Annotated in this window: 29 protein-coding genes; all 29 read left to right on the top strand. The window is 45.8% G+C overall.

The window, feature by feature from the left end; genetic code table 11:
* Nucleotides 1-23: 23 nt before the first annotated feature.
* The 29 genes from trmFO (at nt 24) to MKY98_RS10315 (ending at nt 25,979) form a co-directional block, all read left to right on the top strand.
* Complete coding sequence (trmFO, locus tag MKY98_RS10175; RefSeq protein ID WP_039274718.1) at nt 24-1,364, top strand: FADH(2)-oxidizing methylenetetrahydrofolate--tRNA-(uracil(54)-C(5))-methyltransferase TrmFO; 1,341 nt, start codon at nt 24-26, stop codon at nt 1,362-1,364.
* A 26-nt stretch (nt 1,365-1,390) separates the two neighbouring features.
* Entirely contained in the window at nt 1,391-1,933 is a 543-nt protein-coding gene (gene hslV, locus MKY98_RS10180; RefSeq protein ID WP_013309881.1) for an ATP-dependent protease subunit HslV, read from the top strand.
* 36 nt (nt 1,934-1,969) lie between these two features.
* Nucleotides 1,970-3,370, top strand: a complete 1,401-nt coding sequence (gene hslU / locus MKY98_RS10185; protein ID WP_029516987.1) for an ATP-dependent protease ATPase subunit HslU — start codon at nt 1,970-1,972, stop codon at nt 3,368-3,370.
* A 409-nt stretch (nt 3,371-3,779) separates the two neighbouring features.
* Nucleotides 3,780-4,187 (top strand): flagellar basal body rod protein FlgB, encoded by a 408-nt coding sequence (gene flgB, locus MKY98_RS10190; protein WP_013309883.1) that lies wholly within the window; start codon nt 3,780-3,782, stop codon nt 4,185-4,187.
* 6 nt (nt 4,188-4,193) lie between these two features.
* Nucleotides 4,194-4,646, top strand: coding sequence for a flagellar basal body rod protein FlgC (gene flgC / locus MKY98_RS10195; RefSeq protein ID WP_029516988.1), 453 nt, complete (start codon nt 4,194-4,196; stop codon nt 4,644-4,646).
* 39 nt (nt 4,647-4,685) lie between these two features.
* A complete protein-coding gene (fliE, locus tag MKY98_RS10200; protein ID WP_029516989.1) occupies nt 4,686-5,000 on the top strand; it encodes a flagellar hook-basal body complex protein FliE in 315 nt (104 codons plus the stop codon).
* A gap of 35 nt (nt 5,001-5,035) precedes the next feature.
* A complete protein-coding gene (fliF, locus tag MKY98_RS10205) occupies nt 5,036-6,619 on the top strand; it encodes a flagellar basal-body MS-ring/collar protein FliF (protein ID WP_013309886.1) in 1,584 nt (527 codons plus the stop codon).
* Nucleotides 6,620-6,630: 11 nt separating this feature from the next.
* Nucleotides 6,631-7,647, top strand: a complete 1,017-nt coding sequence (fliG, locus tag MKY98_RS10210) for a flagellar motor switch protein FliG (protein ID WP_013309887.1) — start codon at nt 6,631-6,633, stop codon at nt 7,645-7,647.
* Nucleotides 7,640-8,476, top strand: a complete 837-nt coding sequence (locus MKY98_RS10215) for a FliH/SctL family protein (RefSeq protein ID WP_029516990.1) — start codon at nt 7,640-7,642, stop codon at nt 8,474-8,476. The genes fliG and MKY98_RS10215 overlap by 8 nt, the downstream gene beginning before the upstream one ends.
* On the top strand, nt 8,463-9,782 hold the full coding sequence (gene fliI / locus MKY98_RS10220; protein WP_029516991.1) for a flagellar protein export ATPase FliI: 1,320 nt from the start codon (nt 8,463-8,465) through the stop codon (nt 9,780-9,782). The genes MKY98_RS10215 and fliI overlap by 14 nt, the downstream gene beginning before the upstream one ends.
* A gap of 10 nt (nt 9,783-9,792) precedes the next feature.
* Nucleotides 9,793-10,236 carry a flagellar export protein FliJ gene (gene fliJ, locus MKY98_RS10225; RefSeq protein ID WP_029516992.1) on the top strand — a complete coding sequence of 148 codons (444 nt, stop codon included), beginning with the start codon at nt 9,793-9,795 and terminating at the stop codon, nt 10,234-10,236.
* A gap of 47 nt (nt 10,237-10,283) precedes the next feature.
* Nucleotides 10,284-11,267 carry a magnesium transporter MgtE N-terminal domain-containing protein gene (locus MKY98_RS10230; protein WP_023988189.1) on the top strand — a complete coding sequence of 328 codons (984 nt, stop codon included), beginning with the start codon at nt 10,284-10,286 and terminating at the stop codon, nt 11,265-11,267.
* A 26-nt stretch (nt 11,268-11,293) separates the two neighbouring features.
* Nucleotides 11,294-12,751, top strand: coding sequence for a flagellar hook-length control protein FliK (locus tag MKY98_RS10235; protein ID WP_069011398.1), 1,458 nt, complete (start codon nt 11,294-11,296; stop codon nt 12,749-12,751).
* 19 nt (nt 12,752-12,770) lie between these two features.
* Nucleotides 12,771-13,304: a flagellar hook capping FlgD N-terminal domain-containing protein gene (locus MKY98_RS10240; RefSeq protein WP_029516995.1), complete on the top strand. Its 534-nt coding sequence runs from the start codon at nt 12,771-12,773 to the stop codon at nt 13,302-13,304.
* Nucleotides 13,301-13,681: a TIGR02530 family flagellar biosynthesis protein gene (locus MKY98_RS10245; RefSeq protein WP_039274704.1), complete on the top strand. Its 381-nt coding sequence runs from the start codon at nt 13,301-13,303 to the stop codon at nt 13,679-13,681. The genes MKY98_RS10240 and MKY98_RS10245 overlap by 4 nt, the downstream gene beginning before the upstream one ends.
* Nucleotides 13,682-13,784: 103 nt before the next feature.
* Nucleotides 13,785-14,594, top strand: coding sequence for a flagellar basal-body rod protein FlgF (gene flgF, locus MKY98_RS10250; protein ID WP_016820955.1), 810 nt, complete (start codon nt 13,785-13,787; stop codon nt 14,592-14,594).
* A gap of 60 nt (nt 14,595-14,654) precedes the next feature.
* Entirely contained in the window at nt 14,655-14,879 is a 225-nt protein-coding gene (locus tag MKY98_RS10255; protein ID WP_013309896.1) for a flagellar FlbD family protein, read from the top strand.
* Nucleotides 14,876-15,349, top strand: coding sequence for a flagellar basal body-associated FliL family protein (locus MKY98_RS10260; RefSeq protein WP_023988194.1), 474 nt, complete (start codon nt 14,876-14,878; stop codon nt 15,347-15,349). Before MKY98_RS10255 ends, MKY98_RS10260 begins: the two co-directional genes overlap by 4 nt.
* Nucleotides 15,350-15,392: 43 nt before the next feature.
* Nucleotides 15,393-16,391 (top strand): flagellar motor switch protein FliM, encoded by a 999-nt coding sequence (fliM, locus tag MKY98_RS10265; protein WP_029516998.1) that lies wholly within the window; start codon nt 15,393-15,395, stop codon nt 16,389-16,391.
* A complete protein-coding gene (fliY, locus tag MKY98_RS10270; protein WP_029516999.1) occupies nt 16,381-17,691 on the top strand; it encodes a flagellar motor switch phosphatase FliY in 1,311 nt (436 codons plus the stop codon). The genes fliM and fliY overlap by 11 nt, the downstream gene beginning before the upstream one ends.
* Nucleotides 17,692-17,720: 29 nt before the next feature.
* Nucleotides 17,721-18,086, top strand: coding sequence for a response regulator (locus MKY98_RS10275; RefSeq protein WP_010346372.1), 366 nt, complete (start codon nt 17,721-17,723; stop codon nt 18,084-18,086).
* A 12-nt stretch (nt 18,087-18,098) separates the two neighbouring features.
* Nucleotides 18,099-18,632 (top strand): flagellar biosynthetic protein FliO, encoded by a 534-nt coding sequence (locus MKY98_RS10280; RefSeq protein ID WP_029517000.1) that lies wholly within the window; start codon nt 18,099-18,101, stop codon nt 18,630-18,632.
* Entirely contained in the window at nt 18,629-19,384 is a 756-nt protein-coding gene (gene fliP / locus MKY98_RS10285) for a flagellar type III secretion system pore protein FliP (RefSeq protein WP_013309901.1), read from the top strand. The genes MKY98_RS10280 and fliP overlap by 4 nt, the downstream gene beginning before the upstream one ends.
* Nucleotides 19,385-19,421: 37 nt before the next feature.
* Nucleotides 19,422-19,691: a flagellar biosynthesis protein FliQ gene (gene fliQ, locus MKY98_RS10290; protein ID WP_007430038.1), complete on the top strand. Its 270-nt coding sequence runs from the start codon at nt 19,422-19,424 to the stop codon at nt 19,689-19,691.
* Between the two features lie 10 nt (nt 19,692-19,701).
* Nucleotides 19,702-20,487 (top strand): flagellar biosynthetic protein FliR, encoded by a 786-nt coding sequence (fliR, locus tag MKY98_RS10295; protein ID WP_023988198.1) that lies wholly within the window; start codon nt 19,702-19,704, stop codon nt 20,485-20,487.
* Nucleotides 20,487-21,599, top strand: coding sequence for a flagellar biosynthesis protein FlhB (flhB, locus tag MKY98_RS10300; protein WP_039274693.1), 1,113 nt, complete (start codon nt 20,487-20,489; stop codon nt 21,597-21,599). Before fliR ends, flhB begins: the two co-directional genes overlap by 1 nt.
* A 23-nt stretch (nt 21,600-21,622) precedes the next feature.
* A complete protein-coding gene (flhA, locus tag MKY98_RS10305) occupies nt 21,623-23,656 on the top strand; it encodes a flagellar biosynthesis protein FlhA (protein WP_016820963.1) in 2,034 nt (677 codons plus the stop codon).
* Nucleotides 23,653-25,095, top strand: coding sequence for a flagellar biosynthesis protein FlhF (flhF, locus tag MKY98_RS10310; RefSeq protein WP_069011399.1), 1,443 nt, complete (start codon nt 23,653-23,655; stop codon nt 25,093-25,095). Before flhA ends, flhF begins: the two co-directional genes overlap by 4 nt.
* Nucleotides 25,092-25,979: a MinD/ParA family protein gene (locus MKY98_RS10315; protein WP_069011400.1), complete on the top strand. Its 888-nt coding sequence runs from the start codon at nt 25,092-25,094 to the stop codon at nt 25,977-25,979. The genes flhF and MKY98_RS10315 overlap by 4 nt, the downstream gene beginning before the upstream one ends.
* Nucleotides 25,980-25,983 lie beyond the last annotated feature (4 nt).

Here is a 25,983-nt window from a genome sequence, read left to right on the forward strand (position 1 = left end):
AACATTAGCAGGGGGATTTAAACGTGAGTGAACTACAAAAGGTAACGGTCATCGGAGCAGGCTTGGCGGGCAGCGAAGCTGCCTGGCAAATTGCAAGCCGTGGAGTGCCAGTCAAGTTATATGAAATGAGGCCGGTTGTAAAAACACCAGCACATCATACAGATAAATTTGCCGAACTGGTATGCAGTAATTCCTTGAGGGCAAACGGCCTAACGAATGCAGTAGGCGTACTGAAGGAAGAGATGAGAATACTGAACTCCTTGATTCTGAGCGCAGCAGATCGTCATGCTGTTCCGGCTGGCGGTGCATTGGCAGTAGATCGTGACGGATTTTCCGGTCATATTACTGATACGCTTCATCAACATCCTTTGATCGAGGTTGTTAATGAAGAGCTTCAGGAAATCCCACAGGACGGTATTGTGGTTATTGCGACGGGGCCTTTAACTTCTCCAGCTTTGTCGGAACAGATTAAATCACTGATGGGAGAGGAGTATTTTTATTTTTACGATGCGGCGGCCCCGATTGTGGAAAAGGACTCTATCGACATGAGCAAGGTTTATCTGGCTTCCCGTTATGATAAGGGAGAAGCAGCGTACTTGAATTGTCCGATGAACGAAGCGGAATTTGATGCTTTTTATGAGGCTCTGATTACGGCTGAGGTAGCGCAAGTCAAGGAATTCGAAAAAGAAATTTATTTTGAAGGCTGTATGCCCATCGAAGTGATGATGCAACGTGGGAAACAAACGGCATTGTTCGGACCTATGAAACCTGTGGGTCTCGTAAATCCGCATACAGGTGAACTGCCTCACGCAGTTGTTCAGCTTCGGCAGGACAACGCTGCAGGAACGCTGTATAATCTGGTTGGTTTCCAGACTCACCTCAAATGGGGGGAGCAAAAGCGTGTATTTTCAATGATTCCGGGTCTTGAAGAGGCAGAGTTTGTACGTTATGGTGTGATGCATCGCAATACCTTTATTAATTCACCGCAGCAACTTCATCCAACCTATCAGTTCAAGGGAAGAAGTAATCTATTCTTCGCCGGACAAATGACCGGTGTAGAGGGATATGTGGAGTCGGCAGCTTCTGGTCTGCTGGCCGGGATGAATGCGGCACGAGCAGCACGTGGACAGGAAATGTTTGTATTTCCTGCAGAAACGACATTAGGCAGCATGGCGCGGTATATTACGACCGCTGATTTTAAACATTTTCAACCGATGAATGCAAACTTTGGTTTGCTTCCAAAGTTGGAAAAACGGATTCGTAACAAAAAGGAAAAGAATGAAGCTCTCGCTAGTCGCGCGTTGGAAAGTTTGCGCGGTTATATCAATGAAACGGGAGTTATATCAGCTGAAGTACAGGCATAGGGATGAAGGAAAAGGAGGAGCGCGTTATGGATATGTCCTTTCATGCTACCACCATCTGCGCTGTACGCCACAATGGCAAAGGAGCTATTGCGGGTGATGGACAGGTAACGTTCGGTAACAGTGTTGTAATGAAGCAGACGGCAAAAAAAGTACGCAGATTGTATCGTGGTCAGGTCGTTGCAGGATTTGCGGGTTCGGTGGCCGATGCTATCACGTTATTTGAAAAGTTTGAAAATAAGCTAGAGGAACACCACGGAAATCTTCAAAGAGCAGCCGTGGAACTGGCCAAGGACTGGCGTCAGGATCGTATCCTGCGTAAACTGGAAGCGCTTATGATTGTGATGGACTCTTCCGGGATGCTGCTCATTTCTGGAGGCGGCGAAATTATCGAGCCGGATGATGATGTGCTTGCCATTGGCTCAGGTGGCAATTTTGCATTGGCTGCTGCCCGCGCTTTCAAACGCCATGGCTCTGGCATGGAAGCAAAGGACATGGCACGGGAAGCGCTAGAGGTTGCTTCGGAAATATGTGTGTATACGAACAATCAGATTATCGTGGAAGAACTGTAAATCGGCTCTGAGTATTCAAGGGTGGAGGAGTGCAAAATGAATAATCAATCGTTGACGCCCAGACAAGTGGTATCCGAGCTGGATAAGTATATTGTCGGACAAAAGGAAGCAAAAAAATCTGTTGCTGTTGCCTTGCGCAACCGCTATCGGCGTAGCAAGCTGCCGGATGACATACGGGATGAAATTGTGCCTAAAAATATTTTGATGATCGGACCGACTGGTGTGGGTAAAACTGAAATTGCACGTAGACTTGCACGGCTCGTGGGGGCTCCTTTTGTCAAGGTAGAGGCGACCAAATTTACAGAAGTAGGTTACGTCGGTCGTGATGTGGAATCCATGGTGCGTGATCTGATGGAAACCTCCATTCGCATCGTCAAGTCGGAACGAACAGAGAATGTGAAGGACAAAGCGGAGGACATGGCAAATGAACGGATTGTCAGCATCCTTGTACCTGCAGAAAAGTCAAACAAATCGCAACGTAATCCCTTTGAAATGCTGTTTGGCAATAACACGGGAACTTCGGTAGAAGAAGAACCACCACAACAGGATGGATCTTTGGCAGAAAAGCGCCGTAAGGTTAAATTCGATCTGTTGTCCGGTAAGCTTGAGGATGATGTCATAGAGATTGATGTGGAGGATACTGCACCCAATATGCTCGATATGTTTGCTGGGCAAGGGAATGAACAAATGGGTATGAATATGCAGGAGATGTTCGGAAGTTTTCTGCCCAAGCGGACGAAGAAGCGCAAGCTGCCAGTCAAGGAAGCTCGCAAGGTGTTGATTCAAGATGAAGCCGCCAAATTGATCGATATGGACGATGTGATTCAGGAGTCTGTGAAGCGTGCTGAGCAATCGGGTATTATTTTTATCGATGAAATAGATAAGATTGCCAGCCAGGGTAAGGGGAGTGGCCCCGATGTGTCGAGAGAAGGCGTCCAGCGCGATATTTTACCTATTGTCGAGGGATCTACCATCATGACCAAATACGGTCCGGTAAGAACAGATTACATTCTGTTTATTGCTGCAGGAGCTTTTCATGTTGCAAAACCATCTGACCTGATCCCTGAGCTTCAGGGCCGTTTTCCAATCCGTGTGGAATTAAGTAGCCTGACTTTGGATGAGTTTGTGTCGATACTGACGGAGCCTAAAAATGCGCTGACCAAGCAATACACTGATCTACTCCGTACCGAGGAGATTGAAGTCGAATTTTCTGCGGAAGCGATTCGTGAGATTGCCAGTATTGCTGAGTCTGTAAATCGCAACACCGAAAATATTGGCGCACGTCGTTTGCATACCATTCTAGAAAAGCTGCTGGAGGATCTGTCGTTTGAAGCACCAGAGCTTACATTGGATCGTATGATCATTACCCCGGAATATGTACGTGAGAAGCTGGGAGATATTGCCCAAAACAGGGACCTTAGTCAGTATATTTTATGAATAGGGTTTTCTAAAAATAGGGTGTGTGGTCCAGAATAACACTATCTTGCACCGTCATTTAGACCTAGATAATGGTCAAGTTGATGATTTTTCTGTCTATTCCAAAAGTAGGACGTATAATCTTTTACAGGTGTAAAGTGCTAAGAAAACATTCATTTTCTTGAAAAAAACCTGAAAAATTTAACAATTTATGCATCTAAAGCCCTCTTTTTTTAAAAAGATAGGGCTTTTTTCTTATTGTAATTAGGTCCCAACTCTACGAAACTTAGAATATATGACAGAAAGTTATTATTTTCTACTTAAGACCTAAAAGAAATGTATAATTATGAAATTTTATTGTCGAAAAAAAGTGAAAAATCTTGTTTTATTGAATCTTACTTTGGAGTAGACGCTGGGAGGGAGGAGCTAAATGAATCTGCTGGGTGATATGAGCTTTCAAAAGCTTCAGGCAGGTGTACAGGCGGCAAATACGAGACAACGTGTGATGGCTGACAATATTTCCAATGCGGATACCCCGTATTTTAAGCGTTCGGAGGTTTCATTTGAAGAACTGCTTCAGCAGCAAATGGACGGGGATGTCACACCACTACGTGGAAAAGTAACCAATTCAAGACATTTTCAAATAGGACCTGTGAACTCCATTCCAGATGCCACGGTCACCAAAGATGGGTACTCAGTCATGAATAACAATATGAACAACGTAGATATCGACAGAGAAATGAGTCTTATGGCTGAAAATCAACTAAGATATAATACCTACATCCAAGAAATTAATGAGCGCATCAAGATGATGAGAACAGCGGTAGAAGGGAGATAGGAATAGGTGAAGATTAACAACGGCTTTGATATTAGTGCGTCTGCTCTTACTGCCCAACGGTTGCGGATGGACGTTATATCTAGCAACATTGCCAACGCAGAGACAACTCGGGCGAAAGTAGAGAATGGACAAGCAGTTCCATATCGGAGAAAAACGGTTGTTTTGGAGCCGAACCAATCTGGCTTTGCCGATGTTTTGAAGGCTCAAATGGAAGGAAGTAGAACTAGCGCTGCTGGCGTTAAGGTTTCGCAAATTCAGGAAGATCAGTCACCTTTGAAGCCTGTGTACAATCCGGGTCACCCGGATGCTGATAAAGATGGCTATGTATATATGCCTAATGTAGACATTATGAAAGAAATGGTCGACATGATTTCCGCAACACGCTCATACGAAGCCAATGTAACAGCTCTGAATGCATCAAAGGCTATGGTTTCCAAAGCGCTTGAAATCGGTCGCTAAGCTCTAGGACTACTAATTACTTAATAGGGAGAGTAAAACATGATTCAGAACGCCATGTTTAATGTACAGACACCGGTAATACAGCAGATTCAATCGCCTAACAATGAGTTGGCGAAAGCGACGCCTTCCGAATCCTTGAAGGACTTTGGTTCCTTCCTAAAGGATGCTCTCAATGAAGTAGGGCAGCAGGAAGCCGCTACGCACCAGATGTCCGACCAATTCATGGCAGGCAAAGTTGATGTAGATCAGGTCATGATCACTTCCCAACAAGCGCTGCTTTCCCTGCAGCTTACTACACAGGTCCGAAACAAAGCGATCGAAGCCTATCAGGAGATCATGCGTACACAGATGTAAAGAGGGTTTAGCAAAGTTTCGGATGGGGTGACGGAGTGAACGAGAGAATCGCCCAATATCGGGATAAGATTTCCGGGTATTGGAATAATTTTAGCAAAAAACAGAAGATATTACTTGTTTCGACATTAGCATTCATCATTATCGCTGTTGTAGTGCTAACGATGCAGTTTACCAAAACCGAGTATGAAGTGGCTTTCCGAGATTTAAATGCTAACGATGCTGCCGGAGTCATTAAATATCTCGATTCTGCGGGTATACCGTATCAACTTAATGCTGGTGGGACACAAATCTCAGTCCCAACCGCTAATGCGGATAAGGCGAAGGTAGATGTTGGGTCTCAAGGCCTGATTCAGAAGGGTTCAATCGGCATGAGCGCTTTTGACCAGTCCTCCTCTGCCATTGGCATGACGGAGAACGAGTTCAATGTGAAGTACAATAATGCATTGAACGGCGAAATACAGCAACTGTTGGAACGGATGGATGGTGTCCAAAGCTCCAAAGCTGTCATTAATATGCCAAAGGAAAACATTTTTGCCGGACTTGAGGAAAAGGACAAAGCCTCCGCTTCGATTCAAATGGAATTCGAGCCTGGCTTTACTCCAAATCAGCAGGCGATCGATGGATACTTTAATCTGGTAAAAACGGCAGTACCGAATCTTCCAGTGGAAAACATTACGATCACTAATAAGGAATATGAGTTGATTCCAACGGCCAAGGGCGGCCAAGGTGGGCTCACTAGTGGTGTTCAAGAAAACATGGCTCTACAGAAGAAGTTTGAGAGCGATGTAAGGAATAATGTTCAACAATTTTTGTCGAAAATTGTTGGAGACGACAAGGTAAATGTACTTGTGATGTCCCAGCTAAATTTCGACAAAGTAACATCAAAGGAACAAATGGTCACACCTGTTGACCAAACGAAAATGAAGGGTATTGAAATTAGCGCCCAACAAATTCAGGAAAGCTATACAGGTAGTAGTGGACAAACCGGAGGAGTTGCAGGAACAGGAACACAGGATGTTCCGGGCTACCCCGGAGGAGCTAATTCCGGCAATACCAGCTCAGATAAGAGCTCAAGTACGATTAACTACGAAGTTAACCGAATTGCAAGGGATATTATCCAAAGTCCGTATACTGTAAAAGATTTAACCATTAATGTAGCAGTTGAACCACCAACAGGTCAGCAAACGTTGGATACTGCAACTCAGACAGCAATTCAAAATATTTTGGTTAATATCGTAAGAGCGTCGTTGGCGAATTCTGGTACTACAATTACAGACGCTGATTTGGCTAAGAAGGTTTCGGTGTTCTCACAAGCAGTTCCGGCGCCTGCGAGCACAAATACATTCTTCTCAGCTTCCAACCCTTGGCTATGGGGCATCGGAGCTGCTGTTCTGGCACTGCTGGCGGGTGTAATCTTCCTCATCGTACGCGGTCGTCGTAAGCAGGAAGAAGAGTTGGATGAAGAATTGCAACTTATGCCAACGCCGACGGAGTTCCCGTCTATTACCATGGAAAGTGTGACAAATGAAAGTCAAGTGCGTAAACAGCTTGAAAGTCTGGCGAAAAAGAAACCCGACGAATTCGTCAATCTGCTTCGTACATGGCTGGCTGACGAATAGAGGTGAGTTCATTGGCAAAGGCAAGCAGTCAAGGTTTAACGGGAAGACAGAAAGCAGCTATACTTCTGATCACAATGGGACCAGAGGTATCTGCTCAAATATTCAAGCATTTGCGTGATGAGGAGATCGAGCAACTTACATTGGAAATTGCCAATGTGCGGAAGGTCGATGCCATTGAGAAGGACTCCATCATGGCCGAGTTTCATCAAATTTGTTTGGCTCAGGAGTACATTTCTCAAGGCGGTATTAATTACGCTAAAGAAATATTGGAGAAAGCACTCGGATCGCAAAAAGCAGTTGAGGTCATTAACCGTCTAACAGCGACGTTACAGGTAAGACCCTTCGATTTTGCCCGCAAGGCTGATCCAAACCAGATATTGAATTTTATACAGAATGAGAATCCGCAAACAATTGCCCTCGTGCTTTCGTACTTGCAATTTGAGCAGGCGGCTGCAATTCTGTCGTCTCTGCCACAGGAAAAGCAGGCAGATGTGGCCCGGCGGGTCGCTGTCATGGACAGTACATCTCCGGAAGTTATTTCCCAGGTGGAACGAGTGTTGGAGCAAAAGCTGTCTGCAACCGCGACGCAGGATTATACGAATGCCGGTGGTATCGAGTCCATTGTTCAGATTTTGAATGGCGTAGACCGCGGAACCGAGCGTACGATTCTCGACTCGCTTGAAATTCAAGATCCAGAACTGGCTGAGGAAATTAAGAAAAGAATGTTCGTGTTCGAGGATATCGTCAATGTGGACAACCGTTCCATTCAGCGCATTGTCCGCGATATCGACAATGCAGATTTGCAATTGGCGCTTAAAGTATCCAGTGAAGAAGTACGTGATGTGATTTTCCGAAATATGTCGAAACGTATGGCAGAAACCTTCAAAGAGGAAATGGAGTACATGGGACCGGTGCGGTTGCGTGATGTGGAAGAAGCACAGACACGTATCGTATCGACGATCCGCAGATTGGAAGAGGCCGGTGAGATTATAATCGCACGCGGCGGAGGAGATGACATCATTGTCTAACTTGATCAAGTCTTTCCAATATGTTCCTGTAGAGGCTTTGAAAACAATTGATGTGGCACATACGTATGCGCCAGAAACGACGGACGAAGAAATCACAACTGAATATACGGAGCCGGAGCCTCAGCGAGATCATGAGGCTGAACGGCTACGGGATGAAATGCTGAAAGATGCTAAGGATTTTGCCGAACGTCAGGTTCGCGAGGCAGCTGAAGAAGCGGAACGGATGCTTCAGGAGGCGCAGCAGCAGATTGAAGCCTGGTGGCAGGAGCGACGCGAGCATGACGATCAGCTGACTCAGTCGTTAAAGGCTGATGGGTTTCAGCAAGGATATGAAGAAGGTCAGAAGCTGGCTGAGGCCGAGCTTCAGACGAAATCAGAGCAGATGATGGAAGAAGCACAGGATATTCTACGTCAGGCCTATGAGATAAAGGAACAACTAATTCAGGAAGCTGAGCCTTTTCTGGTTGAACTGAGTAGTGCTATTGCTGAGAAGGTCATTGAGAAACAGCTTAGCCTTGAGCCGGACTACACAATTGAATTAATTCGTAAAAATTTGGCTCGTAAGCGGGAAAAAGGAACCATTACATTGTGTGTGTCGCCTCAGCATTTCGCATTTGTGCAAGGTGCACGAGAAGAATTGTCATTAACTGTCGATTCGCAGGCAGAACTGCAAATTATTCCTGATGGTACCGTGAAAGATCGCGGTTGTGTTATCCGTTCTTCTTTTGGGAGCGTGGATGCGCGGATTGATACGCAATTAGCTGAGATCAAAAAGGAACTACTGCGTCTGGCACATGAGAATGAGGAGCGAAGACATGAAGGGGCTTAATACGCAGCGCTACATGGATCATTTGCGCCAGCTGGACCCGGTTCGGGTAAATGGCAAGGTTACGCAGGTTATCGGCCTGATGGTTGAATCGGAAGGTCCGGATGCCAGTATCGGGGATGTTTGTTACATTTATCCGGGTAAAACGGCAAAGCCGTTGCAAGCGGAGGTTGTAGGCTTCAGGGACAATAAAGTGCTTCTAATGCCACTTGGAGAACTGCAATCCATTGGTCCCGGTTGTGATGTAGTAGGAACAGGGAAGCCGTTGAATGTGCAGGTCGGGTCGGAACTGTTAGGCAAGGTGCTGGACGGCTTGGGTCAGCCTCTGGATGGCTCATTGATTCCCTCGCGAATGGCGAGATATTCAACCTTCAATATTCCGTCCAATCCGCTGAATCGTCCGCGTGTGCAGGAACCAATCAGTATCGGGGTGCGCGCTATTGACGGGTTGCTTACTATCGGTAAAGGACAACGGGTTGGTATTTTTGCAGGTTCGGGTGTAGGTAAAAGTACCTTGATGGGAATGATTGCCCGTAATACGGAAGCTGATGTGAATGTAATCGCCTTGATCGGGGAACGTGGACGCGAGGTGCTGGACTTTATTGAACGGGATTTAGGTCCGGAGGGACTAGAACGTTCCGTGGTCATTGTGGCAACTTCCGACCAACCTGCGTTAATCCGTATTAAGGGTGCACTTATTGCAACGACGATCGCGGAATATTTTCGGGACCGCGGGTTGAATGTCATGCTGATGATGGATTCAGTTACCCGGTATGCGATGGCCCAACGTGAAGTCGGCCTAGCCGTAGGGGAGCCACCGGCAATGAGAGGGTACACACCTTCCGTGTTTGCTAGTCTACCTAAGCTTCTAGAACGTGCAGGGACAGGCCCTACTGGCTCCATAACCGCTTTCTATACGGTACTGGTCGATGGTGATGATATGAACGAGCCCATCGCGGATGCGGTGCGCGGGATTTTGGATGGACACATTGTCTTGAATCGTGGAATTGCGAACAAAGGACATTTTCCGGCAATCGATGTGTTAGCGAGTATTAGCCGGGTTATGAAGGATATCGCACCACGAGATCAGATAGACGCTGCCGAGAACATTAAGCGCTTGATGGCCATTTACAAAGATTCGGAGGACCTGATTAATATTGGGGCCTATCAGCAGGGTTCAAATGCAGAAATTGACGAATCCATGGAGCGTATACGGGATATATGGGATTTTACAAGACAAAGAACAGATGAAAAGGCTGAGCTGGACGAGGTAAGAGAGCGTTTGATTTCTGAATTTACGAGGAGATGAAGGTTGAACGATGAGATTTCAGTATTCCTTTCAGAAAGTTGTAGACTTGAAAACCAACGAAAAGTCACAGGCCGAATGGTTGCTTTCCAGTGCTGTTGGACAATTGCAGGCTGAGGAGCAGACATTAACACAGCTTGTAGGCGAAAGGAATCGAGTCATATCAGCCATTCAAAAGGCTGCCGAGGATTGCGCACCACTCTCTACCATTCAGGAATTACAGGCTTATGTTAATCATCTGGACCAATGTATTACACGCAAGCATAGGGATGTTCAATATGCGCAGCAAAATGTGCAAAGCAAACAAACCGTTTTGACCGATAAAATGCTGGATGAACAGGTTTGGCTGAAAGCGAGAGAGAAGGCCAACGTGAAATTCCAACAGGAAGTGCTCCTGCGCGAGCAGAACGAGCTGGATGAAATGGCTTCCGTGCGATTTGCCATGAAAGCCCGGTAAGCGGAAAGTCATAGGATACGCATATCAGCTGCCTGAGGAGGAAGACGATGGCACAGAAGTTAGCAGAAAATGAACTGGATATGGATTTAGGAAAAGAATCAGGCGGGGGATTTGAACGGTTTATGTTTTTCCTGATTCCGATTGTGTTCACAATCGTTCTGGTCGGGGTCCTGCTTACATTGTTCAATATGGACTTCAGAAGCGAAATGATTTCATTAGGGAACAAAATACCAGTTGTTAAAAATTGGGTACCTGAACCGAAAGATAAGGCTACACAGACGAAAGAGGCAGATCAAAAGGCTCAGTCCGAAAGTTCTGAAGCAACCATTCAGCAGTTAAAGGCAGATCTAGCCAAGCAGACGGAGGAGCTTAAAAAGGCTACCGCTGCTAAGACGACACAAGATAAAAAGGTTACTGAACTGCAGAATCAGGTCAATACGCTCCAAACGCAACAGGAACAGCAGCCACAGGCCAGTCAGCAGGGACAGGCTGGTACGCAAACTACAGGTGGAACAACAAATGAAGATCCTTATGTAAAACAGGCCAGAGATCTTGCTAGTATGTATGAAGGAATGACAGCTAGTAAAGCGGCACCGATTATGGAGAATCTGACTACGGAAGAGACTGTGCAGCTGCTAAGCTACATGGACCCTGCCAACAGTGCGAAGATTTTGCAAAAGATGGACGCTAAAAAAGCAGCCGATATTACTATGGCTCTGAAAAACGTAACGCCATCTACGGATTTGTCAGTTGCTGCGTTGCAGTCTCGTCTGAAAAAGGATCAAGGTACCACAGCTGGCACGACGAGTAAGAGTTTGCAAAGCACTCAAATCAGTAGCACATTTGCTTCCATGGACAAGAAGAGCGGTGCCGAACTTATTTTGCAAACTTACAAAATCAGTCCAGACAAGGCATTAAACATATTAAATACAGTAGATGATTCGACACGTGGTTCTTTACTACAAAATATGTCTGCCAAGGATGCGGCTCAGACCGCAAAAATTTTAAACAAACTGATGGGCAGTAAGTAATTTAAATGAAGGGAGGTGAAAAATAAATGACCCTTATTTCTCAAAGTGTATCGCTCGGCTCCAGTCAGACAGCTAGCAGTACAACGGCCTCAACAACGACTACAGCCACAGCTGCTGGAGCAACCACGGGTGCTTTTAATCAAACACTTACGCAAATGATGACAGGCGGGCAAACGGGCTCAGCAGGCACAGATGCGAACGGTTCTCCATTAGTTATGGTACTCCCGCTTATTGCGACTGGAGAATCCACGGAAGCTCCAACGGAGTCGCTGGTCGAAACACTGGCTCCTTTGCTGCAGAATCTCGAAAAGTTGGATGATCAAGTAGCTGCCGATCCTGCTCTGCTTGCAACTCTGCAAGCTTGGATTCAGCAAGTACAACAGTTTTTGCAAGGCGACGGAACAAATCAACAGTTAAACGGTGGAGAAACGACAGAGGCGACAGGCTTAACAGCCTTGGCAGCCAACCCGGCTACTCTTCGATTTGCATTGCAGGACGCTTTGTCACAACTTGCCAATGTAGCAGAGCAGGCTTCTGGAGACCAAAAGTCCCAGGTGACACAGTTGCTACAATCGCTCCAAAGCGCAACGGCAGGTAGGGGAGCAATTTCCGATGAGCAGTGGAATGGTGTAATGAAAGCTGTGGAACTTGCTGATGGTGGGGATTCACAAGCAGTTCAGCCTTCTGCAAATCGAGCAAATGGTACTCAGACCGTAGCTACAGCCACTACAGACAAACAGGTTGTTGCTTCTCAGCAGCAAGCTAGTCAGGGCGAAACTAATCAACGAGGTTCAGAAGGGCAACGTTCATCAACTAATATTCTCGTTCAGTCTGCAGTTAAGACGACTGGAGCGGATGAAGCGAGTGCATTCGTAGATGCAACTGAGCAAGCGGATTCGACAGCAACTGACAATCAGACTCCAGTGATCACGACTGCGGGACAGCTTTCGGTACAAATGCAAGGAACAACACCTTCGGCTCCGGCTCAACCAGTCGTACATGTGCGGCAATTTGCCAAGGAGATGACCGAATTTGTAGTGCAGAAACTTGACATTGTAAAACACACTGGGTTGACGGAAGCGACTATCATGCTTCGTCCAGATCATCTGGGCCAGCTGGAGGTTAAGCTGACAATGCAAAATGGTCATCTGGTTGCCCAGTTCATGACTGAGCATAGCGGAGCGAAGGATTTGCTGGAACAGCAAATGTCGCAGCTGCGTTCGAGTCTCCAGAGCCAAGGTATCCAGGTGGATAAGGTAGAAGTCACGCACAATGAGTCGCTTTCCTCCCATATGTATCAGGATGGGCGCGGATCTGGAGCTAATCAGCAGCAGCAATCCAATCAACGTTCCAAAGCTCGTGGTAGAGAAGAGAGCGAAGATGCTATCAAGGTAGCTGAAATGGCAGAGGAACTCCGTAACTGGACAGCAGAACAACGTGCAGATGATATAAATCGGACAGGCTCCTTTACAGCACAAGCGTAATGATGGAGGTGAGAACACAATGACGACGACAGACAACAATGTATCCACCAGCAACGTCTGGCCGAATTACAATGTGAACAATGTCAAAACGGCGAGTGCTAAGGATACTAAGACTATGGGTAAAGATCAATTTCTGAAAATTTTGATCACCCAGCTACAAAATCAGGATCCGATGCAGCCTTTGGAGGATAAAGAATTTATCGCTCAAATGGCCCAGTTTTCCTCAGTGGAACAACTGATGAACATTTCTACGCAGTTGAATGCATTGGGACAGTCTTTAGGTACGGCTTCCGGTTTGATAGGAAAAGAAGTCAGCTGGATTGAGGCAGGTAAAAAAGACTCCATCACAGGTGAAACAGGTGCGGGTACCGTAAAAAGTGGAATCGTGGATTCCATCGTTATTCGCGACGGTGTGCAGTATGCCAAAATGGGAGCGGCTGAGGTGGCATTAAAAGATGTAACATCAGTGAGTCAGGCTAATACAACGACTCCCGCTATAAATACATCGGATACTTCATCTTCTTCCTCTACTGGAAGCGGTGAGAACTCATGAATGATAGAATGACGGTCGGACGCCTTTTTCCCGCCAACGTGCCCCCGGCAGCAATCTCACAAAACCGAGTAAATTCGGTATCCAAGGATGCCAGACCGTTCGGTCAGGTGTTGCAGGAACAGGTGCTCAAGCTGAGCAACCATGCAGCCAAGCGTCTGGAGCAGCGGGGAATAGAGTTGAGAAGTGACCAAATGGCGAAAATTAACTCTGCTGTGGATAAAGCAGCTGCCAAAGGCGCCAAAGAATCATTGATTTTAATGCAGGATATGGCTTTGATTGTAAGTGTACCTAATCGAACAGTTGTTACCGCGATGGATAAGAAGTCCATGGAGGATAACGTATTTACGCAGATAGATAGTGCTGTGATTATTTCATAAAAATGTATATGAAGTGGCTGGCCCGAATAGGAAAGCCATGAAAAAGCCGCGGATCGACTGATGCGGTCAACTAAGCAACCAATCAGAGGAGGATTTATACTCAATGTTGAGATCAATGTATTCAGGTGTATCGGGCATGAAGGGCTTTCAAACAAAGCTGGACGTTATCGGTAACAACATTGCAAACGTAAATACTACAGGCTTCAAGTCCAGCCGAGTGATGTTCAAGGATATCTTGAGCCAAACGAGTTCAGGTGCAAGCGCACCAGACGCTACGACAACTGCAGGTCAAAATGCCAAACAGGTTGGTCTAGGCGTGTCGGTCAGCTCGATTGATACACTGCATCTTCCAGGTAGTGCAATGACTACGAACAATCCAACGGATTTGCGTATTAACGGTGACGGATTTTTCCTGGTCAAAATGAATGATGCACAGGAAGTCCCTTATCTGACTCGTGCGGGTGATTTCCACATAGATGCAAACCGGAATCTGGTTACTTCCGATGGATTTTTTGTGGGAAATTTGGATGGAGATCCAATCACACTTGAAGACAATGTTACGGCAGTCTCTATCTCACAGGATGGCACGATTGTACAGCAATTAGATGATGGTACAGTGAATAATGGCACGCAAATTGGTATAGCCAGAGTTACTAACCCGGAAGGTTTGGAGAAAATTGGAGGCAGCCTGTATCGTACAACGGTCAACTCCAACATTGATGAACTTGAGCCTGGAGCAGCCAACTCAGAGGGGCGTGGAGCTATCATCGCGGGTCAGCTGGAAATGTCCAACGTTGATCTGACAGGCGAATTTACCGAAATGATCGTAGCTCAGCGCGGATTCCAAGCGAACTCGCGTATCATTACGACCTCGGATGAAGTGCTTCAGGAAGTTGTAAACTTGAAACGATAATCTCATTTAAACGCGGAGGAGTAGAGGCTCCTCCGCACCTATCAGGAGGTTGGTATTACGATGATCCCGTTAACGCGGCTGAACGGCTCGCCTATGTGGCTTAATGCGCTGCTCATTGAGACTGTGGAGGAAACACCGGATACATACGTCACTTTGGTGACGGGGAAACGGTTGATTGTATTGGAAAAAGCGGCAGATGTCGTCTCCTTGATCAAGGGTTACAGCCGTGAAATCGGTATGCATGCCGCCACGATAAAAGTGCAACAAATGGAGGAAGACGAATGAAGAAGATGCTGCCATGGCTCATTACAATTTTACTCGCGATTACTTTGATTGCAGGCGCGGCCTTTGTACTTATACCAGCGCTTAGCGGGAAGAAGTCGGAAGTCATACCGAATGCGCAAGCTGCTCAGGCAGAACAACTTCCAAGATTGTCAGCAGATGAATTGGTGGAAGTGAGCTCTGAAATTACCGGTATCAAAACAAATCTGGCAGACGCAGATTACATTGTTCAGATGAACCTATCTTTTCAATTGAACGATGCCAAAGCAAAAGAATCTTTTGAAAAAATCAAAGACATCAGTATTAAGCCCATCGTTATTCAATTACTTGCAGACACCAAACCTGATGAGCTCAGAACGGCTAAAGGCCGGGACCAGTTCAGTGACAAGCTGACGGATCTCATCAACAAGTCGCTCCCTGAAGGTCACCTGGGGAACGCCAAAATTACAGACTTTTTGCTGGCAGCCATTTGATTCCAGGTGAACTTGTCAGGAACACGTAAGGGGGTGAATAACATTGGTGGATGTACTGTCACAAGGGGAAATTGATGCCCTTTTAGCAGCTCTTTCGTCCGGTGAAATGGATGCGGAAGAACTTAAAAAGGAAGATACCCAAAAGAAAGTTCGCGCTTATGATTTCAAAAGAGCGCTTAGGTTTTCCAAGGATCATATACGGAGTCTGACGCGGATACACGAGAACTTTGCACGGTATCTGACCACATATTTTTCAGCGCAGCTTCGTACTTTTGTCCAAATTAATGTCGTTCAGGTGGAGCAACTTCCTTATGATGAATTCATTCGCTCCATTCCGAAAATGACCATTCTAAACATTTTTGAAGCTGAACCGCTGGAAGGCCGTATGGTGCTTGAGGTTCACCCGAACGTTGCTTATGCCATGTTGGACAGGCTTCTCGGAGGAACAGGTTCGGCACCGTCAAAGGTTACTGCGTTGACCGAAATCGAGACGACGATTATGGAGCGAATTTTCAGTCGTACCTTTGATAGCCTGCAAGAGGCTTGGAAAACGGTACTGGACATTGAACCGCGCCTAGAGGCGATGGAAACAAATCCGCAGTTCATGCAGATTGTCTCGCCGAATGAAACGATTGCTCTGATTTCGCTTAGTACCAAAATTGGTGATACCACAGGGATGATTAACCTCTGTATCCCGCATGTGGTATTGGAACCTATTATGGCTAGACTGTCCACGCACCAGTGGTTTACATCCGAAAAGAAATCAAGGGCGCCCGAAGAGATTGACGCCTTGAGATTACGGGTCACCAAAGCAGAGCTCCCTATTATTGCGGAGTTGGGTGAATCCCGGATAAATGTAGCCGAGTTTCTGGGTCTTTCGGTCGGGGATGTCATTTCATTGAACAAACCTGTCAAAGAAGGACTATCCATCCGGGTAGGCGAGAAATTGAAGTTTATGGGAAGTCCCGGCATGGTAAGAGATCGTGTTGCCGTACAAATTGATGAAATTGTCAACGAAGGAGTTGAAGAAATTGACGAGTAAAGACTATTTGTCCCAGGAGGAAATCGATGCCTTGCTGAAACAGTCTGAAGCGGGGACGGATTCTACTCCCGCAGGCAAGACCGTTGACGATTTTCTGACTCCTCTGGAGCAGGATGCTCTCGGGGAAATCGGTAATATAACGTTCGGCAGCGCAGCTACGGCTCTTTCCACACTGCTCGGTCAAAAGGTGGATATTACGACACCTAAAGTTTCAATTATTACCCGTTCTGAATTTGAAACTGCATTTCCAAAGCCACACGTAGCTGTACATGTAAATTATGTCGATGGATTCGAGGGTATTAACTCACTCGTAATCAAAAAGCGTGATGCACAAGTGATAGCGGACTTAATGCTTGGTGGTGAAGGAAACCCAGCAGATGAAGAATTGAATGAAATCCACATTAGTGCTGTGCAGGAAGCGATGAACCAGATGATGGGATCGTCGGCGACCTCAATGTCTACTATGTTTAATCGTTTTGTTAATATCTCTCCACCGGGGATTGATATTTTGGATCCTATGCACGGTGATGGAGTATCCAGTCTGCCGGATGAAGAGACGCTCATCACAGTCTCCTTCCGGTTATTGATCGGGGATCTTATTGACTCTACGCTGATGCAACTGTTACCTGTTAATTTCGCCAAAAAAATGGTGAGCATCCTAATGAATGGCGGAGAGGATGAAGAACAACCGCAAGCGTCTGCACAGCAGGTAGCTGCAACAGCTGCTCCCGAAGTGCCGCAACAAGCTAGCGTTCCGCAGCAACCGCCTGCACCAGCCTATCAACAGCCACCTGCAGCCGCGCAGGCGCCGCAAGACGCAGGCTATGGACAACAACCGCCAATGTATCCTCAAGACCCGGGATATGGGCAGCAGGGCGCTCCAGGCTATGGAACACCGGGTTATGGAATGCCAGCTGGTGTACCGCCGCAAGCTCCTTACGGAACGCCTCATCACTACGGCGCAGTACCGGGACGTAATGTAAATGTACAACCTGTACAATTTTCTAACTTGCAGTCCGGTGCATTTGCGCAAGTGGATGAAAACAATTTAAATTTATTGATGGACATTCCCCTTAGAGTCACCGTAGAATTAGGAAGGACCCAAAAGCAAATTAAAGATATTCTGGAGCTCTCACAAGGTTCAATTATTGAACTAGACAAGCTTGCTGGGGAGCCGGTGGACATTTTGGTAAACAACAAACTGATTGCCAAGGGCGAGGTTGTCGTAATCGACGAGAACTTTGGTGTGCGCGTAACAGATATTGTAAGTCAATGGGACCGTATTCAAAAATTACAATAAAAGCATAATTTAGGGAGGATTTATTTCAGATGGCAAACCGTATTTTGATCGTGGACGATGCTGCATTTATGAGAATGATGATTCGGGACATCCTGTCCAAAAATGGATTTGAGGTAGTAGGAGAGGCCCAAGATGGATCACAGGCCATTGAAAAATTCAAGGAGCTTCGTCCGGACCTGATTACGATGGATATCACGATGCCTGAAATGGACGGCATTGCCGCTCTGAAGGAAATCAAACAAATTGACGCGAATGCAAAGGTTATCATGTGTTCCGCGATGGGTCAGCAAGCAATGGTTATTGATGCCATTCAAGCTGGCGCAAAAGATTTTATCGTTAAGCCTTTCCAATCGGATCGGGTTATCGAAGCCATCAACAAAACACTGGGTGTCTAAGGCGCACCCAGTATGGATACACAACAGGGTGCCTCTGACGCATTGAGTACATCCAGCAATATAGGCAACATTGCCTGGGTCCTTTTCGTGCTAATCTTTATCATCGTACTGATCGTGTACTTGATACGGTTTTTGAGTAAAAGAAATCAGAGCTGGTTCAGCAACCGCTCCGTTCGCATACTGGGAGGCGTGGGACTGGGTCCCAATAAATCCCTTCAGCTTGTTGAAGTAGGTAGCAGTGTGTACCTCATTGGTGTGGGAGAAGATATCCAGCTTGTTGACAAAGTATCCGATCCTGAAGAAGTGGAGCAAATTTTGGCCGCACTGGAGCAAGAAGCTTCTCTGCAGCGCGGCCCGATTGCCCCGCTATTCGCTAAAATTGCGGATAAGCTTCGCCGGAACAACGCGGCACAGCAGCAGCCTGAAGAGGAGACATCTTTTCACGAGATGTTTGAATCCAAGCTTCGGCAAATGCCGAATCGTAAGGATAAACTTGAAAAGCTGCGCAATGAGGAGAATACTACAGATCGGTCGGGAGATTCATGAGAAAAAAGATTATACTTGCATGTTTGCTGCTTGTCTTGTTCAGCTTCATTTCGGTGACGGCGGCCTCTGCGGAACCGATTCCGAACATTGATATTCAAGTCGGCAATTCGGACAAAGGACAGCCCGGTGCCACCTCGCTGTCTATTATTTTACTTATTACTGTCATTAGTGTAGCGCCCGCGTTGCTTGTACTTATGACAAGTTTTACGCGAATTGTGATTGTGCTTGGCTTTGTGCGAACTTCGCTGGGAACCCAGCAGATGCCGCCTAATCAGGTGCTTGTTGGACTGGCTTTGTTTCTCACTTTATTCATTATGGCACCGACGTTCTCAGCTATGAATGAAACTGCGCTTCAGCCGTATCTCAAGGGGGATATAACACAGTCTCAGGCGCTGGACAAGGCATCGGTACCGATCAAGACCTTTATGTTCTCTCATACACGTGAGAAGGATCTACTGCTCTTTATGAAATACACCAAGATGGAAAAACCAAAGAATTATCAGGATATTCCACTAACGGTGATGGTTCCGGCTTATGCAATCAGTGAGTTGAAAACGGCCTTTCAGATGGGCTTTATGATTTTCATACCATTTTTAGTTATAGACATTGTAGTGTCGAGTACACTCATGGCTATGGGGATGATGATGCTACCACCGGTAATGATTTCACTTCCTTTTAAAATACTGCTCTTTGTACTTGTAGATGGTTGGTATTTGGTAGTCAAATCGTTGCTTCTAAGTTTTAACACATGAGTACTTCATGCAAGGACAGCAATCAAGGAGGACGGCAATGACTTCGGAGTTTATTATTTCCCTGGCTGGGCAAGCGGTGTACATTGTACTCAAGGTGAGCGCTCCGATGCTGATTTTGGGGCTAGTCGTGGGTTTGATTATCAGCATTTTTCAGGCGACAACCCAAATTCAGGAGCAGACACTGGCCTTTGTTCCGAAGATTGTCGCCGTATTGCTGGCATTGCTTTTGTTCGGGCCTTGGATATTGACCACATTAGTGGACTTTACGTATAACATTCTGGACAATTTGTACAAATATATAGGTTAGGCTGAATGTTATGAACATATTGTTACAAAGTTTTCCTGTTTTTTTGCTGATTTTTTGTCGGATTACCTCATTTTTTGTAGTAGCGCCTATTTTTTCGACCCGAGGTGTACCTAATATCTTTAAGGTCGGAATTTCAGGATTTCTAGCTTTGGTCGTGTATCTTACATATGGTACGCATCAACAGGTACCGACCGATGTAGCGTATGTGCTGTTAGTGGGCCGTGAAGTGCTGATTGGGTTGTTATTGGGATTTACTGCATATCTGTTCATGACAGCGATCCAAACCGCAGGTTCATTTATAGATTTACAGGTGGGGTTCGGAATGGCAAGTGTGTTTGATCCCATGACAGGGGCTTCAACGCCTTTAACAGGGAATTTTAAGTTTGCCATAGCTGTATTGTTCTTTTTAAGTATAAATGGGCACCATCATCTGCTAAATGCTATCTTATACAGCTATGATTGGGTACCGTTGACAAATGATTTTTTTGTAAAGCTGTATGGTGGCAGTGTAACTGAATTTCTGGTACGTTCTTTTGCGGAATCATTTATGCTGGCCTTTCAAATTGCTGCCCCCATTGTAGTAGCTACCTTTTTAACGGATGTGGGACTCGGTTTTTTAGCTAAAACAGCGCCACAATTCAACATTTTTGTCATTGGTGTACCTCTTAAAATTATTGTGGGACTGTTCATGTTACTGCTTCTCATGCCAAGTTTTGCTTTTATATTCGAAAGATTGTTTTCTGTGATGTTCGAATCCATGCGCAACTTGTTGGATATTATGGGTAATCGTCCTTAATGTCTGGTCTGGAGGAACGTAGTTTGTCATTTAAATATGCTATGAACCTGCAGTTGTTCTCAGGGGAAAAAACGGAAAAAGCTACACCCAAAAAGAAACAGGATGCAAGACAAAAAGGGCAGGTTGCCAAAAGCATGGAGTTGCCCGCCGCTGGTGTCCTGTTGGTTACGTTTTTTTGCCTCATGATTTTCGGCGGGTATTTTAAGGACCATGCGGTTCGACTATTTCGAGATATTTTTGTGAATCGGCTTTCTATGGAGGTAACGCCGAACACAACGCTGCTGATGATGGGCGAATATGGCGTGCAAATCTTAATTATGCTGGCACCTATTTTTATTGGGGCCATTGTCATTGGGATAGCAGCGAATTACATGCAGATCGGTTTTTTATTAACCGGAGAGGGCATTACGCCCAAGTTTAGCAAGATTGATCCGATTAAAGGATTCAAAAATATTTTTTCCATGAGGTCATTGGTTGAATTCCTGAAATCTGTTTTAAAGATGACCGTAATTGGTTATCTGGTGTACAGCGTACTCTGGAAAACAAAGGCTGACCTACCCAAACTGGCTGAAATGTCCGGCGATCAGATGTTGAGCTTTACAGCTTCATTAACGATGGAACTGGGGCTCAAAATTGGTGTGGTGCTGTTCGTTTTAGCGGTATTGGACTATATGTATCAACGTTATGAGCATGAGAAAAACCTGAAAATGTCCAAACAGGACATCAAGGATGAATACAAGAAAATGGAGGGTGACCCGCTGATCAAAGGGAAAATTCGCGAGCGTCAGCGCCGTATGGCTATGCAGCGTATGATGCAGGAGGTTCCTAATGCAGATGTCATCATTACCAACCCTACGCACTTTGCTGTGGCTTTGAAATATGACGGTTCGGAGATGGAAGCGCCGCAGATTATTGCGAAAGGGCAAGATTACGTTGCGCTCCGAATTAAAGAAATTGCCAAGCAAAACGGCGTTATAACGATGGAAAACAAGCCGCTGGCGCGGGCGCTGTTTCAAAGAGCCGAAATCGGGGATGCGATACCAGCTGATCTGTTCCAGGCCGTTGCCGAAGTGCTGGCGTATGTATATAAATTAAAAGGTAAAGTGAAATAAAGGGATCGGAGGGCTAGAGACCCGTGAAAATAAAAGAAATAACTGTCCTTGCAGGCGTCATCGGTATCGTTCTTATGATGATTCTCCCGATCCCATCATGGCTGCTGGATATCCTACTCGTCATTAATATTTCTATTGCTTTAATGATTCTACTCGTTTCTATGAATACGAAGGAAGCTTTACAGTTCTCTATTTTCCCTTCATTGCTGCTCATTACAACGTTATTTCGTTTGGCACTTAATATCTCTACAACCAAACTTATTTTAGGTGAGGGCCATGCAGGGGAAGTAGTTGCTACGTTTGGTAGTTGGATTGCAGGAGGGCAAATTGCCGTCGGTTTTGTTGTCTTTCTCATTCTCGTGGTCGTACAGTTCATTGTTATCACCAAGGGATCTGAGCGGGTTGCTGAGGTAGGCGCACGGTTTACATTGGATGCAATGCCGGGTAAACAAATGAGTATTGATGCGGATCTGAATGCAGGTTTGATCAATGAGCAGCAAGCCCGTGAACGACGCAGTAAAATCGAACGGGAAGCAGATTTTTACGGAGCGATGGATGGTGCGAGTAAATTCGTTAAAGGTGATGCCATTGCTAGTATTATCATTTTGATCATCAACTTGGTCGGTGGCTTTATTATCGGTATGGCCGTTCAGGGAAAAGGATTTCAAGAGGCGCTGTCGACTTATTCTGTCCTCACCATCGGTGACGGACTGGTCAGTCAGATTCCCGCACTGCTCATATCCACGGCGTCAGGCTTGATTGTTACGCGGGCTACGTCAGATGGCAACTTGGCAGAGGATTTAACTGGACAACTCTTTTCTTATCCAAAACTGATCTACATTGTGGCTGCCACAATTGCATTATTAGGGCTTTTCACACCTATTCATATCATTACAACTCTTCCACTGGCGATTCTGCTGTTTTTTGCGGCTCGAAGAATGCAGGGCAATATGGAGCGCAAGCAGATAGCCGATGAACAGCTGGAAGAGGAGCAACAAATTGAAGAAGTCCGTAGTCCGGAAAGTGTCATTAATTTGCTTCAGGTAGATCCAATTGAATTTGAATTTGGATACGGGTTAATTCCGCTGGCGGATACACAGCAGGGCGGGGATTTATTAGATCGGATTATTATGATCCGTCGTCAATGTGCTTTGGAACTGGGTTTGGTTGTACCGGTCATTCGTATTCGAGACAACATTCAGCTCAAACCTAACGAGTATGTAATTAAAATTAAAGGTAATACCGTGGGCGGCGGAGAGCTTCTGTTAAATCATTACCTGGCTATGAGTCCAGGATACGACGATGATTCTATTACAGGAATCGAAACGACGGAACCAGCCTTCGGATTGCCTGCGCTCTGGATTGATGAGAACACCAAGGATGTTGCGGAATTATCTGGTTATACCGTAGTTGATCCACCTTCAGTTGTAGCTACTCATCTTACGGAGACGATCAAGAAACATGCTCATGAGTTGCTTGGCAGACAGGAGACACGTTCGCTGGTCGACAATCTCAAAGAGAATTATCCAGTGCTGGTGGACGACCTTATTCCTTCTGTGCTTGCGATTGGGGATGTACAAAAAGTGTTAGCCAAGCTGTTGAAAGAAAAAATCTCCATTCGCGATATGGTGACTATTTTCGAAACACTAGCTGACTACGGTACTTATACAAAAGATCCCGACGTGCTGACTGAATATGTCCGTCAGGCGTTGTCCCGCCAGATTACGCAGCAATTTGCCCAACAAGGGGAGACGTTACGCGTTATTACAGTGGGACCAGGATTGGAAAAGAAAATTGCTGAAAGCGTACAACAGTCGGAGCAAGGTAGCTATTTGGCTCTTGACCCGGTGTCTACGCAAACGGTGTATCAAAGGATGATGGAGCAAATCAACCGCCTTATTCAATCTGGACAGCAGCCTATTGTATTAACGTCACCGACAATTCGTATGTATTTGCGGCAAGTGATGGAGCGGACGATGCAGGATGTCCCGGTGCTGTCGTACAGTGAGCTGGAGCCGAACGTTGAAATTCAAAGTGTCGGGGTGGTGAACTTATGAGAGTAAAACGATATGTAGTGGATACCATGCCAGAAGCCATGCTGCAAATCAGGGGTGACTTAGGAACAGACGCCGTCATTTTAAGTACAAAGGAAATGAAGGTCGGCGGTTTCATGGGAATGTTCAGTAAAAAGAAAATCGAAGTGGTTGCAGCGGTAGAGGAGAAGCAACCTCAAAAGCCACGACGGTTTGGACCATCTTCACAAGAGCTTGCCCGGGCGGCTTCACCTCAAATGAACGCTCCTGAACAGCCAGAAAAATCATTTATGCCTGTGGTTCCCAGACAAGCTGCTCCAGAAGCTTACCGGCGGGTAACGCAGATGACGGGTGGTTCCAAAGAAGAACAAGCTGAATTAATGATCGATGCAGAACAAGCAGCTTCAGCAACTGAGCATTTGTCATCTAGGTCTGCTAATAATCTGGAGACTACGTCTCAAGCACTTGATCATGAAGCATTACTTTCGAACATGAAATCATCCAGTGAACTGTTTAAACAGCCCATTGAAGCAAGCGTTTCAGACAAGAGCGGAGCGGAGGAAAATCAGGCTCTGCTTAATGAATTGCGGGAAATGAAAGCTATGATGACTCGGTTTTCCCGAAACTCTTCAATGGAAAGTACTTGGCCGGAGCCGCTGCAAGAGATTTGTGAGCGTGTGCTGGAACAGGAAGTGGAACGTGATTTACTGGAGTATTGGCTCGAACAGGTATATGTGCGTCGGAGTGAGCACCCTTTTGTGCCTGAAACTTTCGATTGGGAACAAACCTTTCGTGAGGAAGTGGCCAGTTTTATTCAGACAAGACTGGACAAAGGGATCTCCAAAGATACCAAAATTGTGTATGTGGCAGGTCCTACCGGAGTAGGGAAAACAACAACCATTGCCAAGTTAGCAGCAGAACAGTTGTTTAAGCATCATCGCAAAGTTGGATTTATTACTTCTGACACGTACCGGATTTCTGCCGTCGAGCAACTGCGTACATATGCTACGATTTTGAATGTACCGCTTGAAGTTGTGCAATCTCCCGGTGACGTTCACAGAGCCATGCAACGTCTGGAACATTGTGACCTGATCCTCATGGATACGGCAGGACGAAATTATCGAAATGAATTACTTGTTTCGGAACTGCAAAGTCTGCTTTCGCCTATTAATGAAAGTGAGACGTATCTGGTACTCAGCCTAACATCCAAAAGCAAAGATATGCTCAATATAACTGGACATTTCAGCAAGTTTGGTCTCGGTAAGGTTGTGTTTACTAAGATGGACGAGACAGGTAGCTGCGGTGGAATGTTTAATCTTTTGCATCAATTTCCGATGCAGCTGGCCTATATTACCAATGGACAAAATGTTCCTGATGACTTGCTTCATCCCGATACAGAAATGGTGACAAGCATGCTGCTTGGACCCAAAACATCAACAGGAGTTAACGGAGATTCCATATGAGTGACCAAGCCCAATCACTTAGACAAATGGCTTCTTCCTTGGATAAATATCGATTGCCCCCACGTAATCGTCAAGCAAAAATTATAACGATCACCAGTGGTAAAGGCGGGGTGGGCAAATCCAATTTCACGCTGAACTTTGCTCTTGCTCTGCAATCCCTTGGTCGAAGGGTACTTGTGTTTGATGCTGATATAGGTATGGCCAATATTGATGTATTAATGGGAGCCAATTCACAATACAATCTTTTTCACCTGCTAAAACGTGAGAAATCAATTGATGAAATTATTCAAACGGGTGTAGGTGGTTTGCCTTATATTGCTGGAGGATCGGGTTTGAGCGAATTGTTTACGTTATCGGATGACGATCTGAATTATTTTGCCGAAGAAGTAGAGAAAATGGCGGCAGATATGGATTATATTCTATTTGATACAGGTGCAGGTTTATCCAAAGAAAACCTTAAATTCATCACTTCAGCTGACGAATGCCTGGTTGTAACTACACCGGAACCGACGTCCTTAACAGATGCGTATGCGCTAATTAAAGTCGTCAGCGGTTTGCAAAAGGATACGGTATTCAAAATTATAGTCAATCGTGCCGATAACGATAATGAGGCCCGTCAAGTTGCCGATAAGATCGCACTGGTTGCGAAACGCTTTTTGGAGATCGATATCCCGTTGCTTGGACATATCAGTGATGATACTCATGTCATGCAAGCAGTCAAAAGGCAAGTACCATTTATGGTTGCTTTTCCGGGATGTGCGGCTTCAAGAGATGTATTGAATCTGGCACACCGTTTTGCAGCAATGCCACAGATTCCGCAATCAGGTGCATTGAGTGGAATTAAAGGGTTTATGCAAAAATGGTTGCGGCGTTCTGTACATTGATTTT

This window comes from Paenibacillus sp. FSL M8-0228 (assembly GCF_038007385.1).
GTDB lineage: Bacteria > Bacillota > Bacilli > Paenibacillales > Paenibacillaceae > Paenibacillus > Paenibacillus polymyxa_D.